We start from the raw sequence: 21,103 nt of genomic DNA, 5'->3' as shown, positions 1-21,103 counted from the left end.
TAAAAGTTTATAAAGGCCTTAAGAATAAAATATAGCTGAGTATATGAGGCGAGAAAATGATTTTCCCGCCTCATAAATATTAGCTTATATAGATATCTGTTTAGAACATCATTCTTAAACCGATTCCATAACGTCCGCCCTGTTCAGAATCAGATGCGTCCTGCCATGAGGTTTTCTCATTGCCCTTGGAATATTCATAAGCAATATCAAGGTAAGGCATGATCTTTTTATTGATCTCATAACGGGTTTCCAGACCGAATGCCGCATGACTTATTCCAGTCTTTTTGGCATTGGCTGCTTTATCCTTCAAAATGAGGTCAACTTCAACATAAGGCTGCAAAATCAGTTTTTGTGTGAGTAGCAGATCACGTTCTGTTTCTAGCTCAAGTCCGATAAAATCATCTTGACCAAGATACAGATGTGCATTGGTTTCAAAGAAATACGGCGCCAACCCATGGAATCCAAATATTGCATCTACATGTTCAATATTTTGCCCAGCATTAGGCTGACCCAAATTTTCCTGACGGTAGCGAAGACCCGCCTGAGCATCCCAGAAATCTGAAATATTCCGGCTATACAGAGCTTGGACTGCATATTCTGTTGCTCTGGATTCCTGCTTGTCAGCTTTGAGTTTAATGAACAGTTTATTTTCATCCGTGCCAATCCGAAGCTCATTCTCAGACTGTAAGCCTCCCTCACCTTCTGAGTTTTTGATCCATTTATTGTCCAGTTTGACCCGCGTATAAATTTGCCCTCCATGTTCCTTGCGATGATCATGTTCGCTGGAATAGGTTGAAGCTGAATCTGGAATTAAATTTTCAGTAATTTCCGGTGCTACTGAAGTTAAATGATGCTCTGACGATTGAAGTGATTGTTGATGATGCATCGAATGATCAGCATGCTGTTGAGATATATCTTCGGCAAAAACAGTCATATTTCCCAACGCCAATACACTAGCCAAAACAGGCTTCAGACAAAGATTAATGGTGTGCATGAGCATCTCCTTGTTTTTCTACTGGTTTTGTCATGTGATGATGGGAATGCTCTTCCCGCACAGTATTCTGAGTCGAAACGCCATTTTCCTGAACATTTGCTACAATCAGTTTATTCATCATGCCGGCAGTCATGTGATACAACAGATGACAATGAATCGCCCATTCACCTAGTTCATCTGCAGTCAGCAAAGTCGTAACGGTTTTTCCAGGTGGGACAATCACTGTATGTTTATTCGGCATATCTATTGCAGACTGGCCATTTTCGAGCTGCATGAACATGCCATGTAAATGCATCGGATGTGCCATCATACTGTCATTGATAAATTTCAGCCTGATCCGTTCCCCAAATTTCACTTTGAGCGGCTCTGCTTCATTAAATTTCTTGCCGTTCATGGTCCAGATATACCGTTCCATGGTGCCGCCTAAACGAATCACCAATTCGCTTTCTGCGTCGCGAATATCTTTTTGCGGAGTTAAAGATTTGAGGTCGCTATATTGCAAAGCTTTATGCCCTACCGGTGTAGAGGCATTGGCCCAGCCGTAAACTGGTTGCTGCGTAAAAGTTTTGGCATCTTTTTCATGTTGCATATCCCCGGTCATATTTGAGTGATTCACATGATCTATAGCGGATGAAGTATCTGAATGCTCGGTATGATTGTCCTCTCCTTGTTCGATAATTTTGGCTGATGCATGCTGCTTATGTCCCATCATCGAATGTTCAGTATCTTTTTTAACATTTATGTCATGGCTAGCATGATTCTGATGATTCATCTGCTCGTGTGCTTCACCCTGCATATTGCCATGTCCCATATCTTCCATGGTCAATAAGGCACGAGGACGGGATATAGGTTTGTGTATGGCATGATGAGCTGGCTTTAATTCATTCTGTAAGCTGCCAATCGCAAAACCGGAACGGTCAATCGATTCAGCTTCAATCTGATAATGTTCCGCAGTGGGCTCTACAATTACATCATAGGTTTCTGCGGCACCAATGCGGAATTCATCGACCGCTACAGGTTTGACAGGCTGCCCGTCTGCACTGACGACTGTCATTTTTAACTGTGGAATACGCACATCAAAAAATGACATGGCAGAGGCATTGATAAAACGCAGTCGCACTTTTTCATTCGGTTTAAACTGTCCTATCCAGTTCTGTTCAGGCGTTTTTCCATTCACCAAAAAGGTATAGCCGGTTACATCAGACAGATCGGTTTTCAGCATGCGCATCTGGTTCCACATTTTGCGATCATTCCAGGTGGCTTTAAGCCCTTCCCGTTTGATTTGCTGAAAAACATCGCTCAGAGTTTCACGCTGATTTTGATAATACTCGGCAGATTTTTTTAAATTATTCATGATCTGCTGGCCGGACTGCTCATGAAATTCTGAAAGCATGACCACATAATCACGCTCGGTCTGCTCATGTGCAGGAACTTCCGCCTGGTTTTTGGGATAGATTACAAAGGCGCCGTAAAGGCCGTCCTGTTCCTGCCCCTTGGAATGGGCATGATACCAGTAGGTTCCACTCTGACGAATTTTAAAGCGATAGACAAATTCCTGATTAGGTGCAATGCCCTGAAACCCGTTAAAACCGGGGACACCATCCATCAGGCCGGGTAGCAATAAACCATGCCAATGCAGAGAGCTTTCTTTATTCTTTAGCTTGTTTTTGACGCGAATAACAGCTTCATCACCTTCCTCAAACTCCAGTAAAGGTGCAGGAAATTTTCCATTCACTGTAATACGTTGTACGGTTTTACCGGTGATATTGACTGGACCTTCATCAATAACCAGCTGATATTCTTTTACAGCAGCCAATAATGAAGACGAGATCACTAAACTTAAGCCCAATAACAGGCTTTGACTAATTTTAATCGACATAACTTAATCCTTGATTTATTAAAATATAAATAACGAGGATTAAGTTTTAGGTGGGCGCAGAATTTCCTGCCAATACCCGGCAAGGTGCTTGGCTTGATAATTAGAGATAAAAGTGGTTTCTAAGGCATGAATCTCAGGAAGAGTTAACTTCGAGATTTCCACATCGATCCAGCTACTCAGGTTATGGCAAGAGCTATAAATACAATCCAGACAGTCATCTTTGTGTTCATTTAAATCGGAGTGGCAATCCATGTCCTGACTCATATCATGAGCAGAATCATGCATAGCTTGATGCTGGCGATGTAACTTCTCTATTTTTTCCATTTCCTTACAATGGGAACCCATCTGCTTGGTTGACGTTTCCAGATGCATCGTTTTTGCTGAAGCAATCGACATGCCGCTCCAGCTTACGGCGAATACCATAAGCATCACAAACCAGATCTGTTTAAAGAACTGTCTGAGCACGATGCACCCTGAAAATATAAAAATGAGTTAACCCAAATAGCATAGGGTGGAATATTAAAATTCGCAAACTTTATAAGCGCTTAATTTAAAGATTAATATTTTGTTCCTGATAAATTGATCACTTCTTAAAATAATTTAGCGGCAGCTTCACATAAGACACACCATTGGCTTCTGGCATTGGGAACTGTCCGCCATTCATATTAATCTGGATCGCAGCCAAAATCAGTTTAGGCATACTTAGACCTGCATCACGCTGCTGACGCATCTGTACAAATTCAGATTTGCTAATCCCTTCACGGATATGAACGTTTTGCTGTTTTTGCTGCTGAATCGTGGTTTCACATTGATATTCATGACGTGACTCTGGCAAATAGTCATGACACAAAAATACACGGGTGCTTTCCGGGAGCTGAAACAGCTTGTGAACAGAATCATATAAAACCGAGGCACTGCCATTTGGAAAATCACAACGAGCCGTGCCATAGTCCGGCATAAACAGTGTATCCCCTACAAAGACGGCGTTACCAATCACATAGCTTAAACAGGCAGGTGTATGTCCTGGCGTAGGAATATTATAAACTTCCAGCTTGCCAATCTTGAAATGCTCACCATCCTCAAACAGATAGTCAAAAGGCTGATGCGCATTGATCTGTTTCATGTCCAGATGATAAATCTCGGCAAACGTTTCCTGTACCAGCGCAATTTTTTTACTGATTGCAATCTTGCCGCCTAATTGCTGTTTCAGATATTGGGCAGCTGTCAGATGATCAGCATGTACATGAGTTTCCAGAATCCATTCCACCGTCAAACCTTGTGATTTCACATAGGCAATCATCTGATCGGCATGCTCGGTCGATGTGGTGGCAGACGCAGCATCGTAATCCAGCACGCTATCAATAATGGCACATTGGGCAGTTTGAGGATCGCTCACCACATAACTAAAAGTATTGGTATTTTTATCAAAAAACGCTTTGACGTTTGGCTGCTGTGTCATATTTATACTCCTGCCCATTTACGGTGAATCCAGATCCCAAGCAGCATAGCTGCAATAAAATACAAGGCTTGATAATGTCCCAAACCAATCAGGGTAAAACTGGGTGCCGGACAAATGCCTGCAATTCCCCAACCGATACCAAATAATAAACTACCCGACAGCAGTTTAGGATCAATCTTTTGATTCTTTGGTAAATCAATGGGTTCATTAAATAAAGTGGTCGGATGTGGATTATGTTTAGCTTTCTGGAAAGGAATAAAAGCCACCAGAATTGCCCCCATCATGACAAAGGCAAGACTGGCATCCCAATCCCCAAACAGATCCAGAAAATCCAGAACTTTTTCAGGATTAGACATACCTGAGAGCATTAAGCCGACTGAAAACAGGCCACCAAATAGAAAAGCGAATAGATTTTTCATTTAGATAGCTCCAACCAGATGACGAACAACATAAACCGTGATAAATCCCGCCAGCATAAAAGACCCGGTCGCAATAAAGGAGCGATTTGACAGACGGCTAATCCCACAGATGCCATGTCCACTGGTACAACCTGAACCTAAACGTGTACCAAAACCAACCAGCAAACCGGCAATGACCATCATCCATGGGCTGGCATTCAGCTCAATTTCTGGCTGAAACAATACGCCGTAGATAAATGGAACTATAAATAGTCCTGCTAAAAACCAGACCGCAGGAGTTTTGAAAATTGTCTTTCGATTAAGTACCTGCCCAACCAACCCACTCACGCCCGCAATACGGCCATTCACATACAGATAGCCGACCACTGAAAGACCAAGCAGTAATCCACCGAGAAACGCTGCCAAAAAGTCATGCATGAGCATATTCCACTTAAAATATATAATTTTATATTATATAATTATAAATATTAATCAAGACGGTTTTTAAATATTGTGTGACTAATACAGGTTTTTTATATGACAGCAGATGAAACTCAGACACGTATTGATTTTTCTCAGGCTCATGTGGTAAGCGAACGCTTAAAAGTGTTGTCGAATTCTGACCGACTGAAAATTCTATGTGTACTGGTCGATAGTGAAATGAATGTGCAACAGATTGAGCTACAAACAGATATTCACCAACCCACTCTCTCACAACAACTTACGGTGCTCCGAAAAGCCGAAATGGTCAGCACGCGTCGTGAAGGAAAGCAGATTTTCTATCAGCTTTCCGACCCCAAAGTACTTACCCTGATGCAAACCTTGTATCAGCTTTATTGCAAGGCTTAAGTGATAAGAAAAATCTTTATTTATCCATAATTGGAGAATACAAATTCTTAAAATATTTAAAAATTAAGTATTTTCAGGAATATCTGCTGGAGCTGTTCTGGTATCACTTTGAATCAGGCCGTCAACTAACTTGATGGTGCGATCACAACTAACAGACAAGCGCGGATCATGAGTCACCAGCAAAATGGCACAGCCCTGTTCCTTATTTACTTTACGAAACAGTTCAAAAACTTCAGACGCGGTCTGGGTATCCAGGTTCCCGGTCGGTTCATCGGCCAGTAACAAGGCGGGTTCTGTAATCAGTGCCCGAGCAATTGCAACACGCTGTTGTTGCCCGCCGGAAAGCTCATTCGGTTTTCGATGTGCATACTTTTCCAGCCCGACTGCAGCCAGAAGTTCATGAGCGCGGTCTAGAGCTTTTTGATCCGGTTTACCATGTGCCATCATTAACGGCATTAGGACATTGTCTAATGCATTAAAAGCTTGAATCAGATGATGAAACTGAAATACAAATCCAATACTGCTGCCGCGTAATACGGTACGTGCAGCGTCATCCATACGGCTGGTGGGTTGACCAAGCAGATATAGTTCACCGCTAGTTGGCTGGTCCAATAGACCCAGAATATTCAATAAAGTACTTTTCCCCGAGCCTGAAGGACCAATTAGTGCTGCAAAGTCATTACGTTCAATACACAAATCAATGCCATGCAGAACTTCGACTTCATTAGGCTGACCAATATTATAAGATTTACGTAGTGCTTCCAGCCGCAAGACTTCATTCGATGAATCAGACATGACGAATTGCCTCCACAGGATCAAGTGCCGCAGCACGACGGGATGGTATAGCCGCTGCCACTACACCAGTCAATGTGGCCAGCAATAAAGCCAGCAATAGCAGATTGATTGAAATTGGAATATAGAACAGGCCTGGGCCAAATTCATTAAAGATCCAGACCAGTAAATAACTGACTGCACTGCCGATAATAGACCCCAACAAGCCAAAAATTGCGCCCTGAAACAGGAAAACGCGCAGGATTTGTCTTTGTGTGGCCCCTGTTGCCCTTAAGATGCCAATTTCACGAGTCCGTTGTACGACACTGACTGACAAGACGCTGGCAATACCAAAAGCGACGGAGATGGCCACAAAAATAATAATCATATTGGTTGAAAGGCTCTGCGCTGAGATGGCATTCATTAACTGACCATTGGTTTTAATCCAGCTTTCTGCCTGTAAGGAAGTCAAACGCCCGACCTGCGTTGCAATATTTTCTGCTTCAAAAATATTTTCTACCGTCAGGTCGATTACAGTGATCCCGCCTGGCAGGCTGAGTAAAGACTGTGCCTGTTTTAAATCCATATAGACATAGCGCGAATCCAGCTCACGTACTCCAAGTTCAAAAATTCCGGAAATATTTACGACAGTACTGTTGTCCTGACCGGTGTCTAATCGTAATTTGCTACCCACCTGTACACCCAGATCTTTAGCCAGCTGACTGCCAATCATTACATCATCTGCACCGACACGTAACTGCCCACTGATCATATATTCTTTAAGTGGAATTATTTTCTGATAACGTTCTGGATCCATGCCCACCAGCGCAACCGATTCCTGAGCTTCACCACGCTGTGCGAATGCAGGTCCAGAAACTACTGGAGAAACAGCTGTCAATAAAGGCACCTGATCCAAGGTCGTCACGACCTCTTGCCAATTATTGATAGAGCGTAGTCTTTGGGCCCGTTTATCTTCTAGAACCAGCTGCACAGTGCCTGCGGGTGCGGGTATAACTTGGTTCACTTCATCGGGGGACAGTAAACGGATATGCGCCTGTGTCCCTAAAGTCCTTTCGATGATATTAGACTGCAAGCCCTGTATCAGTGCCGAGATAAAAACAATCACAGACACCCCTACAGCAACACCCACTGTAATCATCAGAGACTGCATTCGGCCTTCTCGCAAAAAACTGATTGCGATCTTCCATTCAATCCAGAGACGCCCTAGTAATTTTTTCACTCGAATTTCACCGGTAATTCATTTTTATTGCTGGCATCATTATTCTGGTCGGCATAGTTGATTTCTTCGGGCTTAAATCGAACTCGTGTGCCATCTTTTAAAGTTGAAGTTGCATCTGACAGTACCTGGTCACCCACTTTTAAACCGGAAATCACTTCAGACATGGCAAGTCCGCGCAGACCCAGTTTCACTTTTTGTCGCTGGATTTTGCTATCACGTACCAGTAATACGGTGGCCTGATCGCCCTGTACTTTCCCTAGCGCATCATTCGGAATCGCTAAGGTACGATCACGGCGACCTGTCTCGACATTAACCGATACCGTCATATCCTGACGCAGGAAATCAGGTACCGGATCAACCGATAGACGCACTTCTACCGTGCCGCGTTGAGGATCGATACTCGGTGCAATAAAATTAATCCGGGCTGGGAAAGGTTTATCCGGGTAAGCATCGGCAATTGCAGTCGCTTTCTGGGACAACGCCAGTCGTGACAGATTACGTTCATCCAGTGGTACACGGATTTCGGTATTACCATCCATTGCAATGGTAAATAAGGTACGTCCTGGCTGAACCAGATCGCCAGGCTCAACATCACGGGTCAGCACCGTTCCAGCAACAGTTGCCCGGATTTTAGTTTTAGCCAGTTGAGCCTGTGCTACCGAAAGCTGCTCACGCAATGAAGCCTCCTCTACCTGACCAGGTGCCAGTGCAGCTGCTTTTAAACGCACAGTTTCATAATTATTGCGTGCTACCCTTTCTGCCTCTACAGCCTGTTCAATTTCTTCTGCCGAAAGGATGCCTGCTTCGGCATTGCGACGACGCGTCGCTTCACGGCTGGCCTGTTCCAGCTGAGCTTTTGCTGAAGCCAATTCTGCTGAGGCTTGTGGACGGCGATTGGTTGCCAGTTCATTCAATGCGACTTCTGCCTGACGAACTTGGGCTGCCAGTTCATCCGATTTAAGTACAACTAGCAAATCGCCCGGTTTGACCCGATCGCCTTCCTTGACCCGACGTTCTAGTACCACGCCGGTTACTTCACTACCGACTTGAGCACGTGAAACGGTGATGACCTGCCCGGTGGCAACCACTGATTGCACCAGCGGCATCGGCTCTAAGGTATAACCTGTGACTTGTGGCCCTTGCCACCAGCGAAATACGCCAAATGCAACGAGCAAAAGTAAAAGGATCAGGACAATATATTTATAGCGGATAGCGCGCAATGTGCTTCTCCATTCTGGTTAAAAGCGCAGTTGTAAAGAAATACTTGTAGCTTATCTAGCTGTATATTTTAGATTTATTTGGTTGTAAATAAGTTATTGGTTTTATTTTGCAGATTGGTTCCTAAATCGACTTAACTCTTCTGTAATCCACTGAAGGTATATTCCTGCTTATCGCTCTTTTCCTTAAAAAGAAACCCGATATTTCATTCTAGAAGTGAAATTTGAATAACCAAAACAGGCAGTTCTAAAGTGTCAATTTAAGCTAAATGTATAAATGCTAAATCTTGCACAGGTTCTGTTATGAAATGTTGAGTCTAATTCAATCCCAACTAAAAGCTCCTAATATATTTTTTCATCAAGAGCAATCATGGAAAAAATATGAATAACTATCCTGAAACTCCAGCTTCAACTGAAACCCAAGCCCATCAACCGGGTGACCAGACTAAAATGGATCCTAATCCGGAAGTCATTAAAGAAAATTATAAAGGTAGCGATAAATTAAAAGGCAAAGTAGCACTCATTACAGGTGGTGACAGCGGGATTGGTCGCTCTGTATCAGTATTATTTGCCCGCGAAGGCGCCGATATTGCCATTTGCTATCTGGATGAAGATCAGGATGCGCTTGATACCAAAAAAATGGTTGAAGCAGAAGGACGCCGTTGTCTGCTGATTCAATGCGATTTACAGCATCCTGATGAAATCAAGAAAATGGTTGAGCAGACCCTTCAGGAATTTAAAACCATAGGACTTACGCACTATTATTTATAGATTCTCTGTGGTAGCAGATGATTTTTATCGAGAATAAAGTCATCAATGAAGTTTTTGATAACTGGTCTAAATAATTTCTTCTGCCAACGATATACATTTTCAAAGATCCGCTCAAACTGGTTCTTTTGTATCTCAACGTAGGCCATCAAGGCTGAAAAAATATGATTCAAAATCAGTTTAGATCGTCTTACTTGAAACTTTTCAATATGACAAACCTGTTTAACCACCCGGTGATATTGCTCTATTTTCCAATGACTTGAATGTAATTCATGAAAACCCTCAAAGGACAATAAATCATCTTCATCTTGATGCACAATATAAAACCTCTGCTGTTCTTTTAACTGAGTCTTAAATAATTGTACAAAGCCAAAATCTTTGAGCCAGACCACTTGACCCTGATGGAAATCTGGCAATAAACGCAGTTGAAACCATTGTCCTTTTTCTGGGGAAACCTTACGGTTACAGTCGATACCAAACATAAATCGAATACCATGTTTTCTTATGGTTTTTAGATTTCCAGTCGATGAATACCAACTATCACCTGTAATAAATTGAATCTTTGCACCCCAACTGAGTACTTCACTTAACATATCCATAAAGTAATCATTCTTGGTTTTACTTTCAGATTTGTCATAAATTCGGAAATTAATTGGAATATTTTGACCATTTTGATCTATCGCATACAAGGTAATGAGATTAATACCCTTGACGGATCGGTGGTGTTTGCCTGACCAAAAATAGCTAACCAAGTCCATATGTTGACTATATGGTTTATCTAAAACAGTATCATCAATGCTGACTATAAGTTTATTATTATCAATATGTTGAATTGATTCTTGATATAGGTCGTGAGGTGTGTAGTCTTCACGCTCTAGAAAGCGATTTACACTATCATGCGAGATATTATAAGTCTCGGCAAGTTGTGTGCAGCTAATAGAGTTCGGTTCTGTCATGAGAAAGCCCATATAAATGGGTAATGTACAAGTTGCTGTAGAAGCATGTTTAATTCGTCTGATCACAGATACTTTATAAAGTATTTTAATACTTTTTTGAATCCGTCAATGCGTAAGTCCTAAACCATTAATATTCTGGTAAATAATGCAGGTGTGCAGTATCCGCAGGACAGTATTACCGATATTTCTCCAGACCAGTTATTCAAGACCTTCAATGTCAATATCCTGTCCATGTTCCATCTGACTCAGGCGGTACTTCCACATATGCAGGCAGGTGACAGTATTATCAATACCACCAGTATCACCAGCTATCATGGACATGACACACTGATAGACTATTCAAGCACCAAAGGTGCGATTACTTCTTTTACCCGCAGCTTATCTACCAATCTGGCGAAAAATAAAACCGGAATTCGTGTGAATGGTGTTGCACCAGGCCCAATCTGGACACCACTCATTCCAAGCAGCTTTGATGAAGAACAACTGGAAGATTTTGGTAAACAGACACCAATGGGACGTATGGGACAACCGAGTGAAGTCGCTCCTGCCTATTTATTTCTGGCCAGTGAAGAAGCTAGCTATATTTCAGGTCAGGTCATTCATGTAAATGGCGGCAGTATTATTAACGGCTAATCAAAGTTTGAAAGTAGATAACAGCCTTTCTAGCTGTTATCTACTTTTTTCTAAAATATTTAATACGTTTTAGTTTTAGAATCTTTGAAAAACAGAATTTGATGGATATCTATAAAATTCATCTTAAAGCTATAAAACAATTCAAACAAATCCTGACAGATGATTACCCGCGCCAAAATAATCCCTTGTTATAGTGATTTCAGCCCCTACCTGATGAGGATAGTAAAATGTCTAGAGGTGATAAATCAGCTTATACCGAAAAGCAAAAACGACAGGCTAAGCATATTGAAGACAGTGAAAAAGATCGTGGTCGTCCTGAAGACGAAGCAGAGCGTATTGCCTGGTCGACTGTGAATAAGCAGGACGGCGGTGGCAAGAAAAAGAAAAACTGAGCTATCCAAAGTTCAAGGAAAGTGATGCTATTGATTTAGCATCAGTTCAACTATCTAGATTTTATTCCTTTTATTTTTTAAGCAATCGAAAAAGTCTGATGGCCTTAGGTATTCAGATTCTTTCCTTTGTTTCGTTATTTCATCAAGTCATTCAAGATAATTTTAAGGAAAAATATGAAAATTCTGATTGTATTAACCTCCCATGATCAACTTGGCGAAACGGGTAAAAAAACCGGATTCTGGCTCGAAGAACTGGCTGCTCCTTATTACACTTTTATTGATGCAGGCGCAGACGTAACGTTGGCCTCTCCAGCCGGTGGCCAGCCACCACTTGATCCAAAAAGCAATGAACCTGATGCGCAAACCGAAACGACCAAACGTTTTGAAGCAGATGAAGTGGCCATGCAGGCTCTTGCCAATACGCATAAATTAAGTGATGTGCTGAATCAGGATTTTGATGCGATCTTTTATCCGGGCGGCCATGGACCGTTATGGGATCTGGCAAATGACCAGAATTCTATTTCCTTAATTGAACAGACTCTACAGGCCAATAAACCTGTGGCACTCGTCTGTCATGCACCGGGTGTGCTTCGCGATGTTAAAAATGCAGAAGGCCGACCTATCGTCGAAGGTAAATCAGTGACTGGCTTTAGTAACACTGAAGAAGATGGTGTTGGCCTGACTGATATCGTGCCATTTTTAGTTGAAGATACGCTGAAAGAAAAAGGCGGACAGTATTCCAAGGCTGAGGACTGGCAGGTACATGTACAGCAAGATGGCCTGTTAATTACCGGACAGAATCCGGCATCTTCTGCTGCAACGGCTGAGGCGCTGTTAAAGTTATTAAAATAATTTCATCCAGATATAAGTCATTGGAGACCAGTTACTTATTTGCTGGTAAAAAACCCTGATGTGATGTCACATCAGGGTTTATTCGTTTTATGTTGAGATTCTAATTCGCTACTGCCACAGTTGATGCAATATGCTGGGCCAGTAATTCTCTGAGTTTAAATTTCTGGATTTTCCCCGATGGCGTCATCGGAATCTCGTCCCAAATCTCCAAACGTTCTGGAATATATTGCATTGCCAGATTATGGGTTTTCAGAAAATCCACCAGCTCATTAAAACTTAAAGACTGTGCCGGATCTTTCAACTTGATAATCGCACAGGCACGCTCACCTAGCCGTTCATCTGCATAAGCCACTAAAGCGACCACCGCCACATTGGGATGTTTATATAAAAGTGATTCAATTTCTGCGACCGGAATATTTTCACCGCCACGAATGATTACATCCTTTTTACGGCCACAAATCCGGATATAACCTTTTTCATCCTGATAGGCGATATCGCCCGTATCAAACCAGCCATCTGCATCGGTATCATTTAAATGAGCACGTTTGAGGTAGCCACCGAATCCAGAACAAGCGCGAATCATCAAGCGACCAGACTCATTCACCGGCTTGGCCTTCCCTGTTTTATCGACAATTTTGACGTCTACACCCGGCAAGGCGATGCCATCAGTATTAAAAGAACGTTCATCGTCATCTTCTGGACAGGTAGTAGTGACCGCGCCACATTCAGTCATTCCCCAGGCTGAAATCACTTTTACGCCTAAAATCTCCCGGGCTTTTTGCACTAATGGTCCCGGAATTGGCGCACCAGCACAAAGGAAAATTTTCAGTGAATCGACTTTGTCATGCTGTTCAGCCACAGTATTGGACAGGTCGTTCAAAAATGGCGTTGAAGCCATGGTGAAATTCACCTGATGCTGATGAATCAAGTCTACTGCTTTGGAGACATCCCAGACATCCTGTAATACCACTTTGGTATTGAGCTGAATCGGCATCATCAGGCCATACATAAATCCGGTCTGATGCGCCATCGGTGACGCCATCAATACCACATCATTTTCAGTTAAATGCAAACGCTCTGCATAAGGCACAATATTGGAAAATAAGGTATTGGCCGTATGCATCACGCCTTTCGGTTCACCTGTAGTGCCCGAGGTAAAGATTAGTTGGGTAATATCATCTGGGCCAGATTCAAGCCCATCTAGCTCAGCAATGGCTGCAGCATTCTGTTCCAGACTATGATTAAGCAACAGGCGATCAAAATTATTCTCGCCATCCCCATTCACTACAACTACGTGTTTTAGGGTGTCCAGCTTGTTGTGTAGCTGATTGGCCAACTGTTCATGGCCAAAATTACGAAAGATTTTAGGCACAACAAATACTTTAGATTCACCATGTTTAAGCATGAATTCCAATTCACGTTCACGGAATATCGGCATGAGTGGATTCAATACGGCGCCAATACGGCTACAAGCCAGATACAGCAAGGTAAATTCCCACCAGTTCGGCAACTGGCAAGACACCACATCATTTTTCTCAATACCCAACTGTTTCAAGCCCAGCGCAATTTTGTTGGTCATGTCCCAAATCTGCTGGTAGCTGAAAGTCTGTTCAGTTTGATTCTCGACCTTAAAACTCACTAAAGCTGTTTTGTCCGGATTTTTTTCTACCGCACTGCGTAAAAAATCGAGAATTGTTTGATTGAGCCAGTGTCCTTGTTTGAGCATGGCCTCTTTTCTTGTCGGGATCAGAACCGCATCGAAATCCATTCGCTTACTCCTTATTTTTTATAATAGTCTTATTCAGGCTGGGGCGTATTTTCCTTAAGCTGGTACAGCCTTACGTCCTGCCTTATGCCGAGCGATAATTGTTTTCATGATCTGTGCTGTGCCATCGCCAATCTGGAATCCTAGTACATCACGCATGCGTTGTTCCATCACACCACGGTCATAACCGGCATGACCATAAGTCAACAGGCATTGATGAATCACATCATAAGCCAGCTTTGGTCCCCACCATTTACACATGCCTGCTTCAGAGGTATGTGGTAGATGGTTATCTTTGAGCCATAAAGTTTGCAGGCAAAGTAAGCGTGCAGCTTCAACCTGAGTTTCGTATTCAGCGAGTGGATGCGAAACTCCCTGAAAAGCAGTCAATGGCTGACCAAAAGCTTCGCGTTGCGTGGCATATTCCCAAGCTTCATCCAGACTCACCCGGGCAACGGCCAAAACCTGTAAACCGATCAGAGCACGAGAAAAATCAAAGCCCTGCATCACCTGCACAAAACCTTTGTTTTCATCCCCTAGACGGTGATTGACTGGCACACGAACATTGTCAAAGAAGATTGAACCGCGACCAATGGCGCGCTGACCATGACAGTCAAATCGTGTGGTACAGATGCCCGGTAAATTCATCGGAACCAAGAGCGCTGTCACGCCATGTGCACCATCTTCATTGGCGCCAGTGCGACCGAAAACCACCGAAGCATCTGCCTGATCGGCCGCAGAAATTGAAGTTTTTTCGCCATTAATGACATATTCGTCGCCATCACGTTCAATCTTTAAACGTAAATTTGCTGCATCAGAACCGCCTCGCGGCTCGGTCAAGGCAATTGAGAAGATAGCCTCGCCTGCAGTGAGTTTTTTCAGCCAGGGCTCAACCACTTCAGACTGCCCATGTTCGGCCAGAATTTGGCCATTTAGGGAAGCAAGCAGGTTGATATAGGAGAAACTTAAATCCGCTTTGGCAATGGCTTCATGGATAATCCCTGCTGCCAGTCGGCCCATACCCTGACCACCGTATTGTTCAGGGAGTTCGGGGGCTATAAAGCCCATTTCCCCCATTTTTTTCACCAGATCACGATCAAAGACTCGGCTTTGGTCGCGCTCCAGAAATCCCGGAGCCACATATTTCTGGGCAAATTTTTCTGCCGTTTCAGCTAAAAGTTCTAGATCTTCGGTGATATAAGGATTCTTTTTCATTGATCAGTCTCCTTATTTGGCATATTTACGGAATTCAGGCTGACGTTTTTCTTTCAGTGCATTGACGCCTTCACGAGACTCTTCAGTATCGTAATAAAGTTTTAGCGCATACATGCCCATGCCAGCGATCCCTGCCTGATGTGCGGTATCCATATTGAAACTGCGTTTGGCAATCGCGATTGCGGTCGGACTACGCTGACAGATTTCTTCGCCCCATGCCTGAACTTCTGCATCGAGTTGATCTGCTGGTACACATTTATTGGCCAATCCAATTTCAACCGCTTCCTGACCAGAATAACGGCGGCACATGTACCAGATTTCACGGGCTTTCTTCTCACCCACGACGCGTGCTAAAAATGCTGTGCCATAACCTGGATCGACTGAACCCATTTTTGGTCCGACCTGACCAAAGATTGCTTTATCTGAACAGATCGTCAGATCACAAATCGTGGCCAGTACATTACCTCCCCCAATCGCATAACCTTGTACGCGCGCAATTACCGGTTTGGGGACATCACGAATGGCGGTATGCAATTCTTCCATCGGTAAACCAATGGTACCGCGACCGTCATAATTACCATCATGCGCAGACTGATCACCACCAGTACAAAACGCTTTTTCACCCGCGCCGGCCAATACAATCGCCCCAACGTTACGGTCATAGCCTGCCTTATTTAAAGCCTTGATCAGTTCATCACAGGTCGTACCACGAAAGGCATTCATTTTTTCTGGACGGTTAATCGTGATCCAGGCTACACCGTTTTTTACTTCATATAAGATATCTTCAAAATTCATGTTCATTACGTCCTGTACTGTTTTATCTGTCTAATTTAGTGTTAATTAATTTGATGCTTTAACCATTCATGGTCAAACCGCCAGAGACACTAAGGACCTGTCCGGTAATAAAGCTGGCATCTTCACTTAAGAAAAAAGCAATCGCAGAAGCTAAATCATCCGGCTGACCCAAACGGCCCAGTGGAATAGCACGAACAAAGGCTTCACGTAATTTTTCTGGATTTGAAGCACCTTCAGTCACGCCTGCAAGTAAAGCGGTATCGGTTGGTCCTGGGCAAATCACATTAATTTTGATGTTATGGCGTGAATGTTCGCGTGCCAGAGTTTTGGAGAAAGATAGCAATCCTCCCTTACAGGCAGCATAGACTGCTTCGCCCGAAGAACCGACACGGGCTGCATCTGAGGCAATATTAACGATGCTGCCGGAATTACGTTCGACCATGCCTTTCAGCACAGCAAAGTGCATATTCAGCATACCGACCAGATTGATCTGGATCAGTTTCTGCCATTCGTCTGGGGTGCTTTTAATGAAGGGTTTAAAAATGTCCCAACCAGCATTATTCACTAGTCCATCGATCGGGCCTAATTCAGTTTCCGTTTTTTGAACCGCCTGTTCAACGACGTCACTTTGGGTAATATCACATTGAATCGCCAGCGCCCGACCGTATTGATTAATTTCATTTGCCAACTTCTCGGCAGCTTCCAGATTCATATCAAAAATAGCAACTTTAGCGCCTTCTTCTGCCAAACGTCGGCAGGTTGCGGAACCTATTCCGCCTGCACCGCCTGTCACAATCACGACCTTATCTTTTAATCCTTTCATTGTTTTATCCCTACGCTATTTGTTGTCGAATTTAATCGGCTATTGTTCTAATTCGGTGTGTTTTATCTAAAATAGAAAGAGATTGAATTTATGTCAACATATTTACATAAAATAATATTTATATTTTTATAAATGTATAAATAACAATTATTTAATAATTTTATTTATTCAATGTATTGACCTATATTGACATTTATCTTTAGAGTAACCTATATCTAGCCCCAGTTTATTACTAAGCTGTTTCTGTTTCATGAAGGATGTTTTATTTCTTTAGTTTGCTAGATGACTGCCTTGATATTCAGCTAGAGAACAAACTGAAACTGTGAATATCAAGAAAGATATTTTTAAATGATTTAATCGCTTAGTACAGGATTTAAAGATGCAGATTTCTACTAAAAAACTATGATTTTTAAAACAAATTATAAAAGAAACTGATTTATGCGAAAAAGCGATAGGTTATACTTTGCACCGTTTGGCTATTTCAGTATTGAGGATGTTGCATATAGTGAGTGATACTTTGTCAAAAAAATATGATCAATCCTTATATTCCGCTCATAACCGGCTGTTTTTCCGGCTGTTTCAGGTGGGAAACAGTCTGGATCGAAAATGCTTAAATGAGCTAAAAATATCTCCCGTGCATTGGGCCGTGCTGGGTGCCCTGTCTCGTCCTAAAGTTAAATCTGGTATGTCTTTTTCAGATCTGACCGAATATCTGGGTGTAAGCCGACAAAATCTGGATGCTGTCTTAAAACGACTGGAACGTGATGGACTGGTAGAGCGTGTTATCAATGAGCAGGATCGACGTGCCAAAATTGTTGCGCTTACCACGGAAGGTTTTCAGACCTGGGATAGCCTGCAGGATGATTTTTTTGAGTTTTATGGACAAGCCTTAAATAAACTGGCTTTTGATGATGTGATTACCCTGATTCATTTACTCAATAAAGTAAATGATGGTCTGAAAAGTATTCATCTGCAAAAAGAGTCGGACCAATAAAAAATAGAAATCTTATTTTTAAATTAAACAGATAAAAAAATGAGCCCTTATGAGGCTCATTTTTAACATCATTGTTTAAAATGATCATTATGCTTTTTGTGGGTCATATTGACGATCTTTGATAAAGATCCCAGACACTGCACCACACAAGAAATAGGCACCGCCCATAATCAGGAAGCCCAAGCCAATTGAACCACCGCTAGCTGCCGCGCCAATAATTGCAGGGGCAAACATGGCCCCAATACGCCCTGCATTATAGGCACCACCGACTGCTGTACCGCGGATTGACGTCGCAAAGCTTTCAGTCATATATGTGGCATTAATCGCATACGGAATACCATAGAGAAAGCCGAAGAAAATCAGCAGATAGGCAATATTATCCGGGGTGTTGAACAGCACAATGACCGGTAAGAAAATCGCCGTACCGATCGCGCCAAAAGAGAAAACGGCGCGTCGACCTAATCGGTCTGCAGCAAAACCGGCCAGAACTTTACCAAAAATCATGGCGATATAGGTTCCGATCATATAACCCGCCATTGATTTAAAGTTCATGTGTAATTCAGATTCTAGATAAGCAGGCATCCAGTTATTTACACCGTAATAGCCAAACTGCAGAAACCCAGCCGTGAAAATCCATAAAATAAACATCTTGCGATTCGCAGGATCCGCAAAGATTTCTTTGACAGTACTTTTCTTAACAGGCTGTTTGGTGGTTTCTTCAGCGGGTGCATATAAACGCAGTAATCTTGCACGCTGCCACGATTCTGGTTCAGGAACCAGTTTCTGGATAAAAATCGCCATAACGGATGGGATAATCGCGACAAAAAACAGTGTACGCCAGCCATATTCAGGAATAATCCAACCTGCCAATACAGTAGCTACGATATAGCCAACCGTCCAACCTGCCTGTAAGGTACCTAAAATTGTAGTCCGGTATTTGGTTGGTACATATTCAGCCATCAGTGTACTGGCTGCAATATATAAAGATCCGATCCCAAACGCAGACAGGAAACGTAGTACGGCGAACTGTTCATAGTTTTGGGTAAAGCCCAAGGCTGCAGTTAATACTGAAAAGATCAGAATTGAAATCACGACTGTACGTACCCGGCCTAAACGGTCACAAGCCCAGCCACCAATAAAACCACCAATCGCCATACCCGCCAGTGTAAAACTACCCAAGGTACCGGCTTGTAAATTACTTAAACCAAATTCTGCTTTCAGGCTGTTTAAGCTGAAAGACAGCAGTAGCATGTCCGCGCCATCGACCAAGTGCCAAAAAGGCAAAGACAAAGGCGATCTGCTGGGTTCGTTTGGTAGTGGGTTTTATCTTTGCGAGTTCTCTTTCTAAAACTTGTTCTCTTACTAATTCCGTCATATTTAAATCTCTATTCCTATCCTTAGGTTTTTTCATTCTGATCTTGTGTATGCACACTTCTGTATGCATGCGCTTTAAGCGAGATCCGTTTTCAAAGCACAGTACTTACTCCTGTTCTTATAATCTCATTCCCGAGACTTTTCCCTCTCCTGTTATTTTTGAATCGTATTTATTCTCGTCATCAGGCTAAAGAAGTTAGGATGATTTTTCAATCATTTTAGATGTTTTATTTTGTTAGACGAAATTAAGTATCGTAAAGTTGATTGTTTTTCCATTTTCATATAGCTTTAAAGCGATTATTAAAATGACATGTAATCTAAATAACATCGAACAAGGAGCGTAACGATGGGTGCTTTAACGGGCTTTCGTGTACTGGATTTAAGCCGGATTTTGGCTGGTCCTTGGTGTAGCCAGATTCTGGCGGACTTAGGTGCGGAAGTGATTAAAATTGAAAAGCCTGATCATGGAGATGACACACGCATCTGGGGACCACCTTGGCTTAAAAATAATCAGCAGGAAGATACCCATGAATCGGCTTACTATCTTTCAGCCAATCGCGGTAAACATTCAGTTGCCGTAGATTTATCTACTCCGGAAGGTCAACGCATTATCAAGAAACTCGCAGAACAGAGTGATGTAGTGATTGAGAACTATAAAGCGGGTTCGTTGAAAAGATATGGTCTGGATTATGAAAGTCTGAGCCAGATAAATCCGCGTCTGGTGTACTGTTCAATTACCGGCTTTGGCCAGAATGGCCCGCGTGCGCAAGAACCAGGCTATGACTTCATTGTTCAGGGTATGGGCGGTATGATGAGTGTTACGGGTGAACGTGATGACCTTCCAGGGGGTGGTCCGCAAAAAGCAGGTCTAGCCTTTGCTGATCTGACCACTGGCTTATATGCTGCAATTGCGATTCAAGCTGCTTTATTGTCCCGTGAAAAAACTGGTGAAGGTCAGCATATTGATATGGCACTGCTGGATACCCAGGTCGCTTCCCTCTCTGTTCTAGCCATGAATTATCTGACCTCAGGTAAAGTCCCTGGCCGCTTCGGAAATGCCCATGCCAATATTGTGCCTTATCAGGTGTTTAAAGCACAGGAAGGTGAATTCATTATTGCTTGTGGGAATGACCTGCAATTTCAAGCGCTGTGTCAGGCCGTGGGTTTGACCAAAGTGGCAGAAGATCCGCGTTTCTTGAAAAATTCAGGCCGGGTTACACATCGTGAAGAACTCACCACTCTCTTACAGGCTCATTTCTACTCTCAACCGGCAAAACACTGGGTAGATCTGATTCATGCAGTCAAAGTCCCAGTGGGCATGATCAATAACCTGAAACAGGCTTTGGAAGAAGAACAGGTTCTGGCGCGTGAAATGGTCATTCATATGCCGCATACTCTACGTGACGATTACACCTCGATTGGTTCGCCGATTAAACTTTCCAAGACCCCGGTAGAATATAAAAAAGCACCACCGTGTCTGGGTGAAGATACCGACGCCATCTTGAGCCAGTATTTAAGCCCTGCTGAAATGGAAGAGCTGAAAAGTAAAAAAGTCATCCAGCAGCGCTAAACTGCTCAGCAATAAAAAAAGGAATCGAAAGATCACTGCTGTCCCATAGTTTGCTTTAAATAAAAAAACCTGAGTCCTAACAGTTAAAATATGAGTGCAAACAAACACTTTAACGACCAGGATTCAGGTTTTGTCACATCAGAATACCGTATTTCATGA

General features: G+C 42.8%; 19 protein-coding genes and 3 pseudogenes. 7 read left to right on the top strand and 15 right to left on the bottom strand.

Annotation, left to right across the window (positions count from 1 at the left end; genetic code table 11):
- Positions 1 to 100 precede the first annotated feature (100 nt).
- The 6 genes from FTU03_RS11385 to FTU03_RS11360 form a co-directional block, all read right to left on the bottom strand.
- Positions 101 to 994, bottom strand: coding sequence for a copper resistance protein B (locus tag FTU03_RS11385; RefSeq protein WP_179993031.1), 894 nt, complete (start codon positions 992 to 994; stop codon positions 101 to 103).
- The gene (locus FTU03_RS11380; RefSeq protein WP_179993032.1) at positions 981 to 2,873 is read right to left on the bottom strand and encodes a copper resistance system multicopper oxidase; all 1,893 of its coding nucleotides are present in this window, start codon (positions 2,871 to 2,873) and stop codon (positions 981 to 983) included. The genes FTU03_RS11385 and FTU03_RS11380 overlap by 14 nt, the downstream gene beginning before the upstream one ends.
- A gap of 39 nt (positions 2,874 to 2,912) precedes the next feature.
- On the bottom strand, positions 2,913 to 3,338 hold the full coding sequence (locus FTU03_RS11375; RefSeq protein ID WP_179993033.1) for a hypothetical protein: 426 nt from the start codon (positions 3,336 to 3,338) through the stop codon (positions 2,913 to 2,915).
- A 118-nt stretch (positions 3,339 to 3,456) separates the two neighbouring features.
- Positions 3,457 to 4,332 (bottom strand): MBL fold metallo-hydrolase, encoded by an 876-nt coding sequence (locus FTU03_RS11370; RefSeq protein WP_179993034.1) that lies wholly within the window; start codon positions 4,330 to 4,332, stop codon positions 3,457 to 3,459.
- A gap of 2 nt (positions 4,333 to 4,334) precedes the next feature.
- Positions 4,335 to 4,751, bottom strand: a complete 417-nt coding sequence (locus tag FTU03_RS11365; RefSeq protein ID WP_179993035.1) for a DUF6691 family protein — start codon at positions 4,749 to 4,751, stop codon at positions 4,335 to 4,337.
- A complete protein-coding gene (locus FTU03_RS11360) occupies positions 4,752 to 5,168 on the bottom strand; it encodes a YeeE/YedE family protein (RefSeq protein WP_179993036.1) in 417 nt (138 codons plus the stop codon).
- Between the two features lie 99 nt (positions 5,169 to 5,267).
- Here FTU03_RS11360 and FTU03_RS11355 point away from each other — a divergent pair, with 99 nt between their 5' ends.
- Positions 5,268 to 5,579 carry a metalloregulator ArsR/SmtB family transcription factor gene (locus tag FTU03_RS11355; RefSeq protein ID WP_125278654.1) on the top strand — a complete coding sequence of 104 codons (312 nt, stop codon included), beginning with the start codon at positions 5,268 to 5,270 and terminating at the stop codon, positions 5,577 to 5,579.
- A 63-nt stretch (positions 5,580 to 5,642) separates the two neighbouring features.
- Here the strand turns inward: FTU03_RS11355 and FTU03_RS11350 are convergent, their stop codons facing one another.
- The 3 genes from FTU03_RS11350 to FTU03_RS11340 are packed head-to-tail and all read right to left on the bottom strand — an operon-like array spanning position 5,643 to position 8,810.
- Positions 5,643 to 6,374 (bottom strand): ABC transporter ATP-binding protein, encoded by a 732-nt coding sequence (locus tag FTU03_RS11350; protein WP_179993037.1) that lies wholly within the window; start codon positions 6,372 to 6,374, stop codon positions 5,643 to 5,645.
- Entirely contained in the window at positions 6,367 to 7,590 is a 1,224-nt protein-coding gene (locus tag FTU03_RS11345; RefSeq protein WP_179993038.1) for an ABC transporter permease, read from the bottom strand. Before FTU03_RS11345 ends, FTU03_RS11350 begins: the two co-directional genes overlap by 8 nt.
- Positions 7,587 to 8,810 (bottom strand): efflux RND transporter periplasmic adaptor subunit, encoded by a 1,224-nt coding sequence (locus tag FTU03_RS11340; RefSeq protein ID WP_179993039.1) that lies wholly within the window; start codon positions 8,808 to 8,810, stop codon positions 7,587 to 7,589. The genes FTU03_RS11345 and FTU03_RS11340 overlap by 4 nt, the downstream gene beginning before the upstream one ends.
- 378 nt (positions 8,811 to 9,188) lie before the next feature.
- On the opposite strand from FTU03_RS11340, the pseudogene FTU03_RS11335 reads away from it, so the two are divergent.
- A pseudogene (locus FTU03_RS11335) lies at positions 9,189 to 9,560 on the top strand (SDR family NAD(P)-dependent oxidoreductase); the annotation flags it as partial.
- Positions 9,561 to 9,568: 8 nt separating this feature from the next.
- Here FTU03_RS11335 and FTU03_RS11330 read toward each other — a convergent pair.
- Entirely contained in the window at positions 9,569 to 10,597 is a 1,029-nt protein-coding gene (locus FTU03_RS11330; protein WP_166139641.1) for a transposase, read from the bottom strand.
- 60 nt (positions 10,598 to 10,657) lie between these two features.
- On the opposite strand from FTU03_RS11330, the pseudogene FTU03_RS11325 reads away from it, so the two are divergent.
- The 3 genes and pseudogenes from FTU03_RS11325 to FTU03_RS11315 all read left to right on the top strand — a co-directional run.
- Positions 10,658 to 11,164: pseudogene (locus tag FTU03_RS11325) on the top strand (SDR family oxidoreductase); the annotation flags it as partial.
- Between the two features lie 227 nt (positions 11,165 to 11,391).
- Positions 11,392 to 11,556, top strand: coding sequence for a hypothetical protein (locus FTU03_RS11320; RefSeq protein WP_166138732.1), 165 nt, complete (start codon positions 11,392 to 11,394; stop codon positions 11,554 to 11,556).
- Between the two features lie 174 nt (positions 11,557 to 11,730).
- A complete protein-coding gene (locus tag FTU03_RS11315; RefSeq protein ID WP_179993040.1) occupies positions 11,731 to 12,408 on the top strand; it encodes a type 1 glutamine amidotransferase domain-containing protein in 678 nt (225 codons plus the stop codon).
- Positions 12,409 to 12,508: 100 nt separating this feature from the next.
- Here the strand turns inward: FTU03_RS11315 and aliA are convergent, their stop codons facing one another.
- From aliA to FTU03_RS11295, 4 genes are read right to left on the bottom strand one after another with little or no spacing between them, the layout of a single operon-like run.
- Entirely contained in the window at positions 12,509 to 14,176 is a 1,668-nt protein-coding gene (gene aliA / locus FTU03_RS11310) for a cyclohexanecarboxylate-CoA ligase (RefSeq protein WP_179993041.1), read from the bottom strand.
- Positions 14,177 to 14,230: 54 nt separating this feature from the next.
- Positions 14,231 to 15,388, bottom strand: coding sequence for a cyclohexanecarboxyl-CoA dehydrogenase (aliB, locus tag FTU03_RS11305; protein WP_179993042.1), 1,158 nt, complete (start codon positions 15,386 to 15,388; stop codon positions 14,231 to 14,233).
- Between the two features lie 12 nt (positions 15,389 to 15,400).
- A complete protein-coding gene (badI, locus tag FTU03_RS11300) occupies positions 15,401 to 16,183 on the bottom strand; it encodes a 2-ketocyclohexanecarboxyl-CoA hydrolase (protein ID WP_179993043.1) in 783 nt (260 codons plus the stop codon).
- Positions 16,184 to 16,241: 58 nt separating this feature from the next.
- Positions 16,242 to 17,006: a glucose 1-dehydrogenase gene (locus tag FTU03_RS11295; RefSeq protein ID WP_166138714.1), complete on the bottom strand. Its 765-nt coding sequence runs from the start codon at positions 17,004 to 17,006 to the stop codon at positions 16,242 to 16,244.
- A gap of 505 nt (positions 17,007 to 17,511) precedes the next feature.
- On the opposite strand from FTU03_RS11295, the gene FTU03_RS11290 reads away from it, so the two are divergent.
- Positions 17,512 to 18,000 carry a MarR family winged helix-turn-helix transcriptional regulator gene (locus FTU03_RS11290; RefSeq protein WP_034706362.1) on the top strand — a complete coding sequence of 163 codons (489 nt, stop codon included), beginning with the start codon at positions 17,512 to 17,514 and terminating at the stop codon, positions 17,998 to 18,000.
- Between the two features lie 87 nt (positions 18,001 to 18,087).
- On the opposite strand, the pseudogene FTU03_RS11285 reads toward FTU03_RS11290, so the two are convergent.
- Positions 18,088 to 19,375 (bottom strand): annotated as a pseudogene (locus FTU03_RS11285) (MFS transporter).
- Positions 19,376 to 19,720: 345 nt separating this feature from the next.
- Between FTU03_RS11285 and FTU03_RS11280 the strand changes: the two are divergent.
- Positions 19,721 to 20,944, top strand: coding sequence for a CaiB/BaiF CoA-transferase family protein (locus FTU03_RS11280; RefSeq protein ID WP_159123583.1), 1,224 nt, complete (start codon positions 19,721 to 19,723; stop codon positions 20,942 to 20,944).
- The last annotated feature ends 159 nt before the right edge of the window (positions 20,945 to 21,103 follow it).

Source organism: Acinetobacter sp. YH12046, from assembly GCF_013419905.1.
In the GTDB taxonomy this organism is placed as follows: domain Bacteria; phylum Pseudomonadota; class Gammaproteobacteria; order Pseudomonadales; family Moraxellaceae; genus Acinetobacter.
Note: the sequence above shows the minus strand (reverse complement) of the source record. Positions and strands in the feature narration are given on the sequence as shown.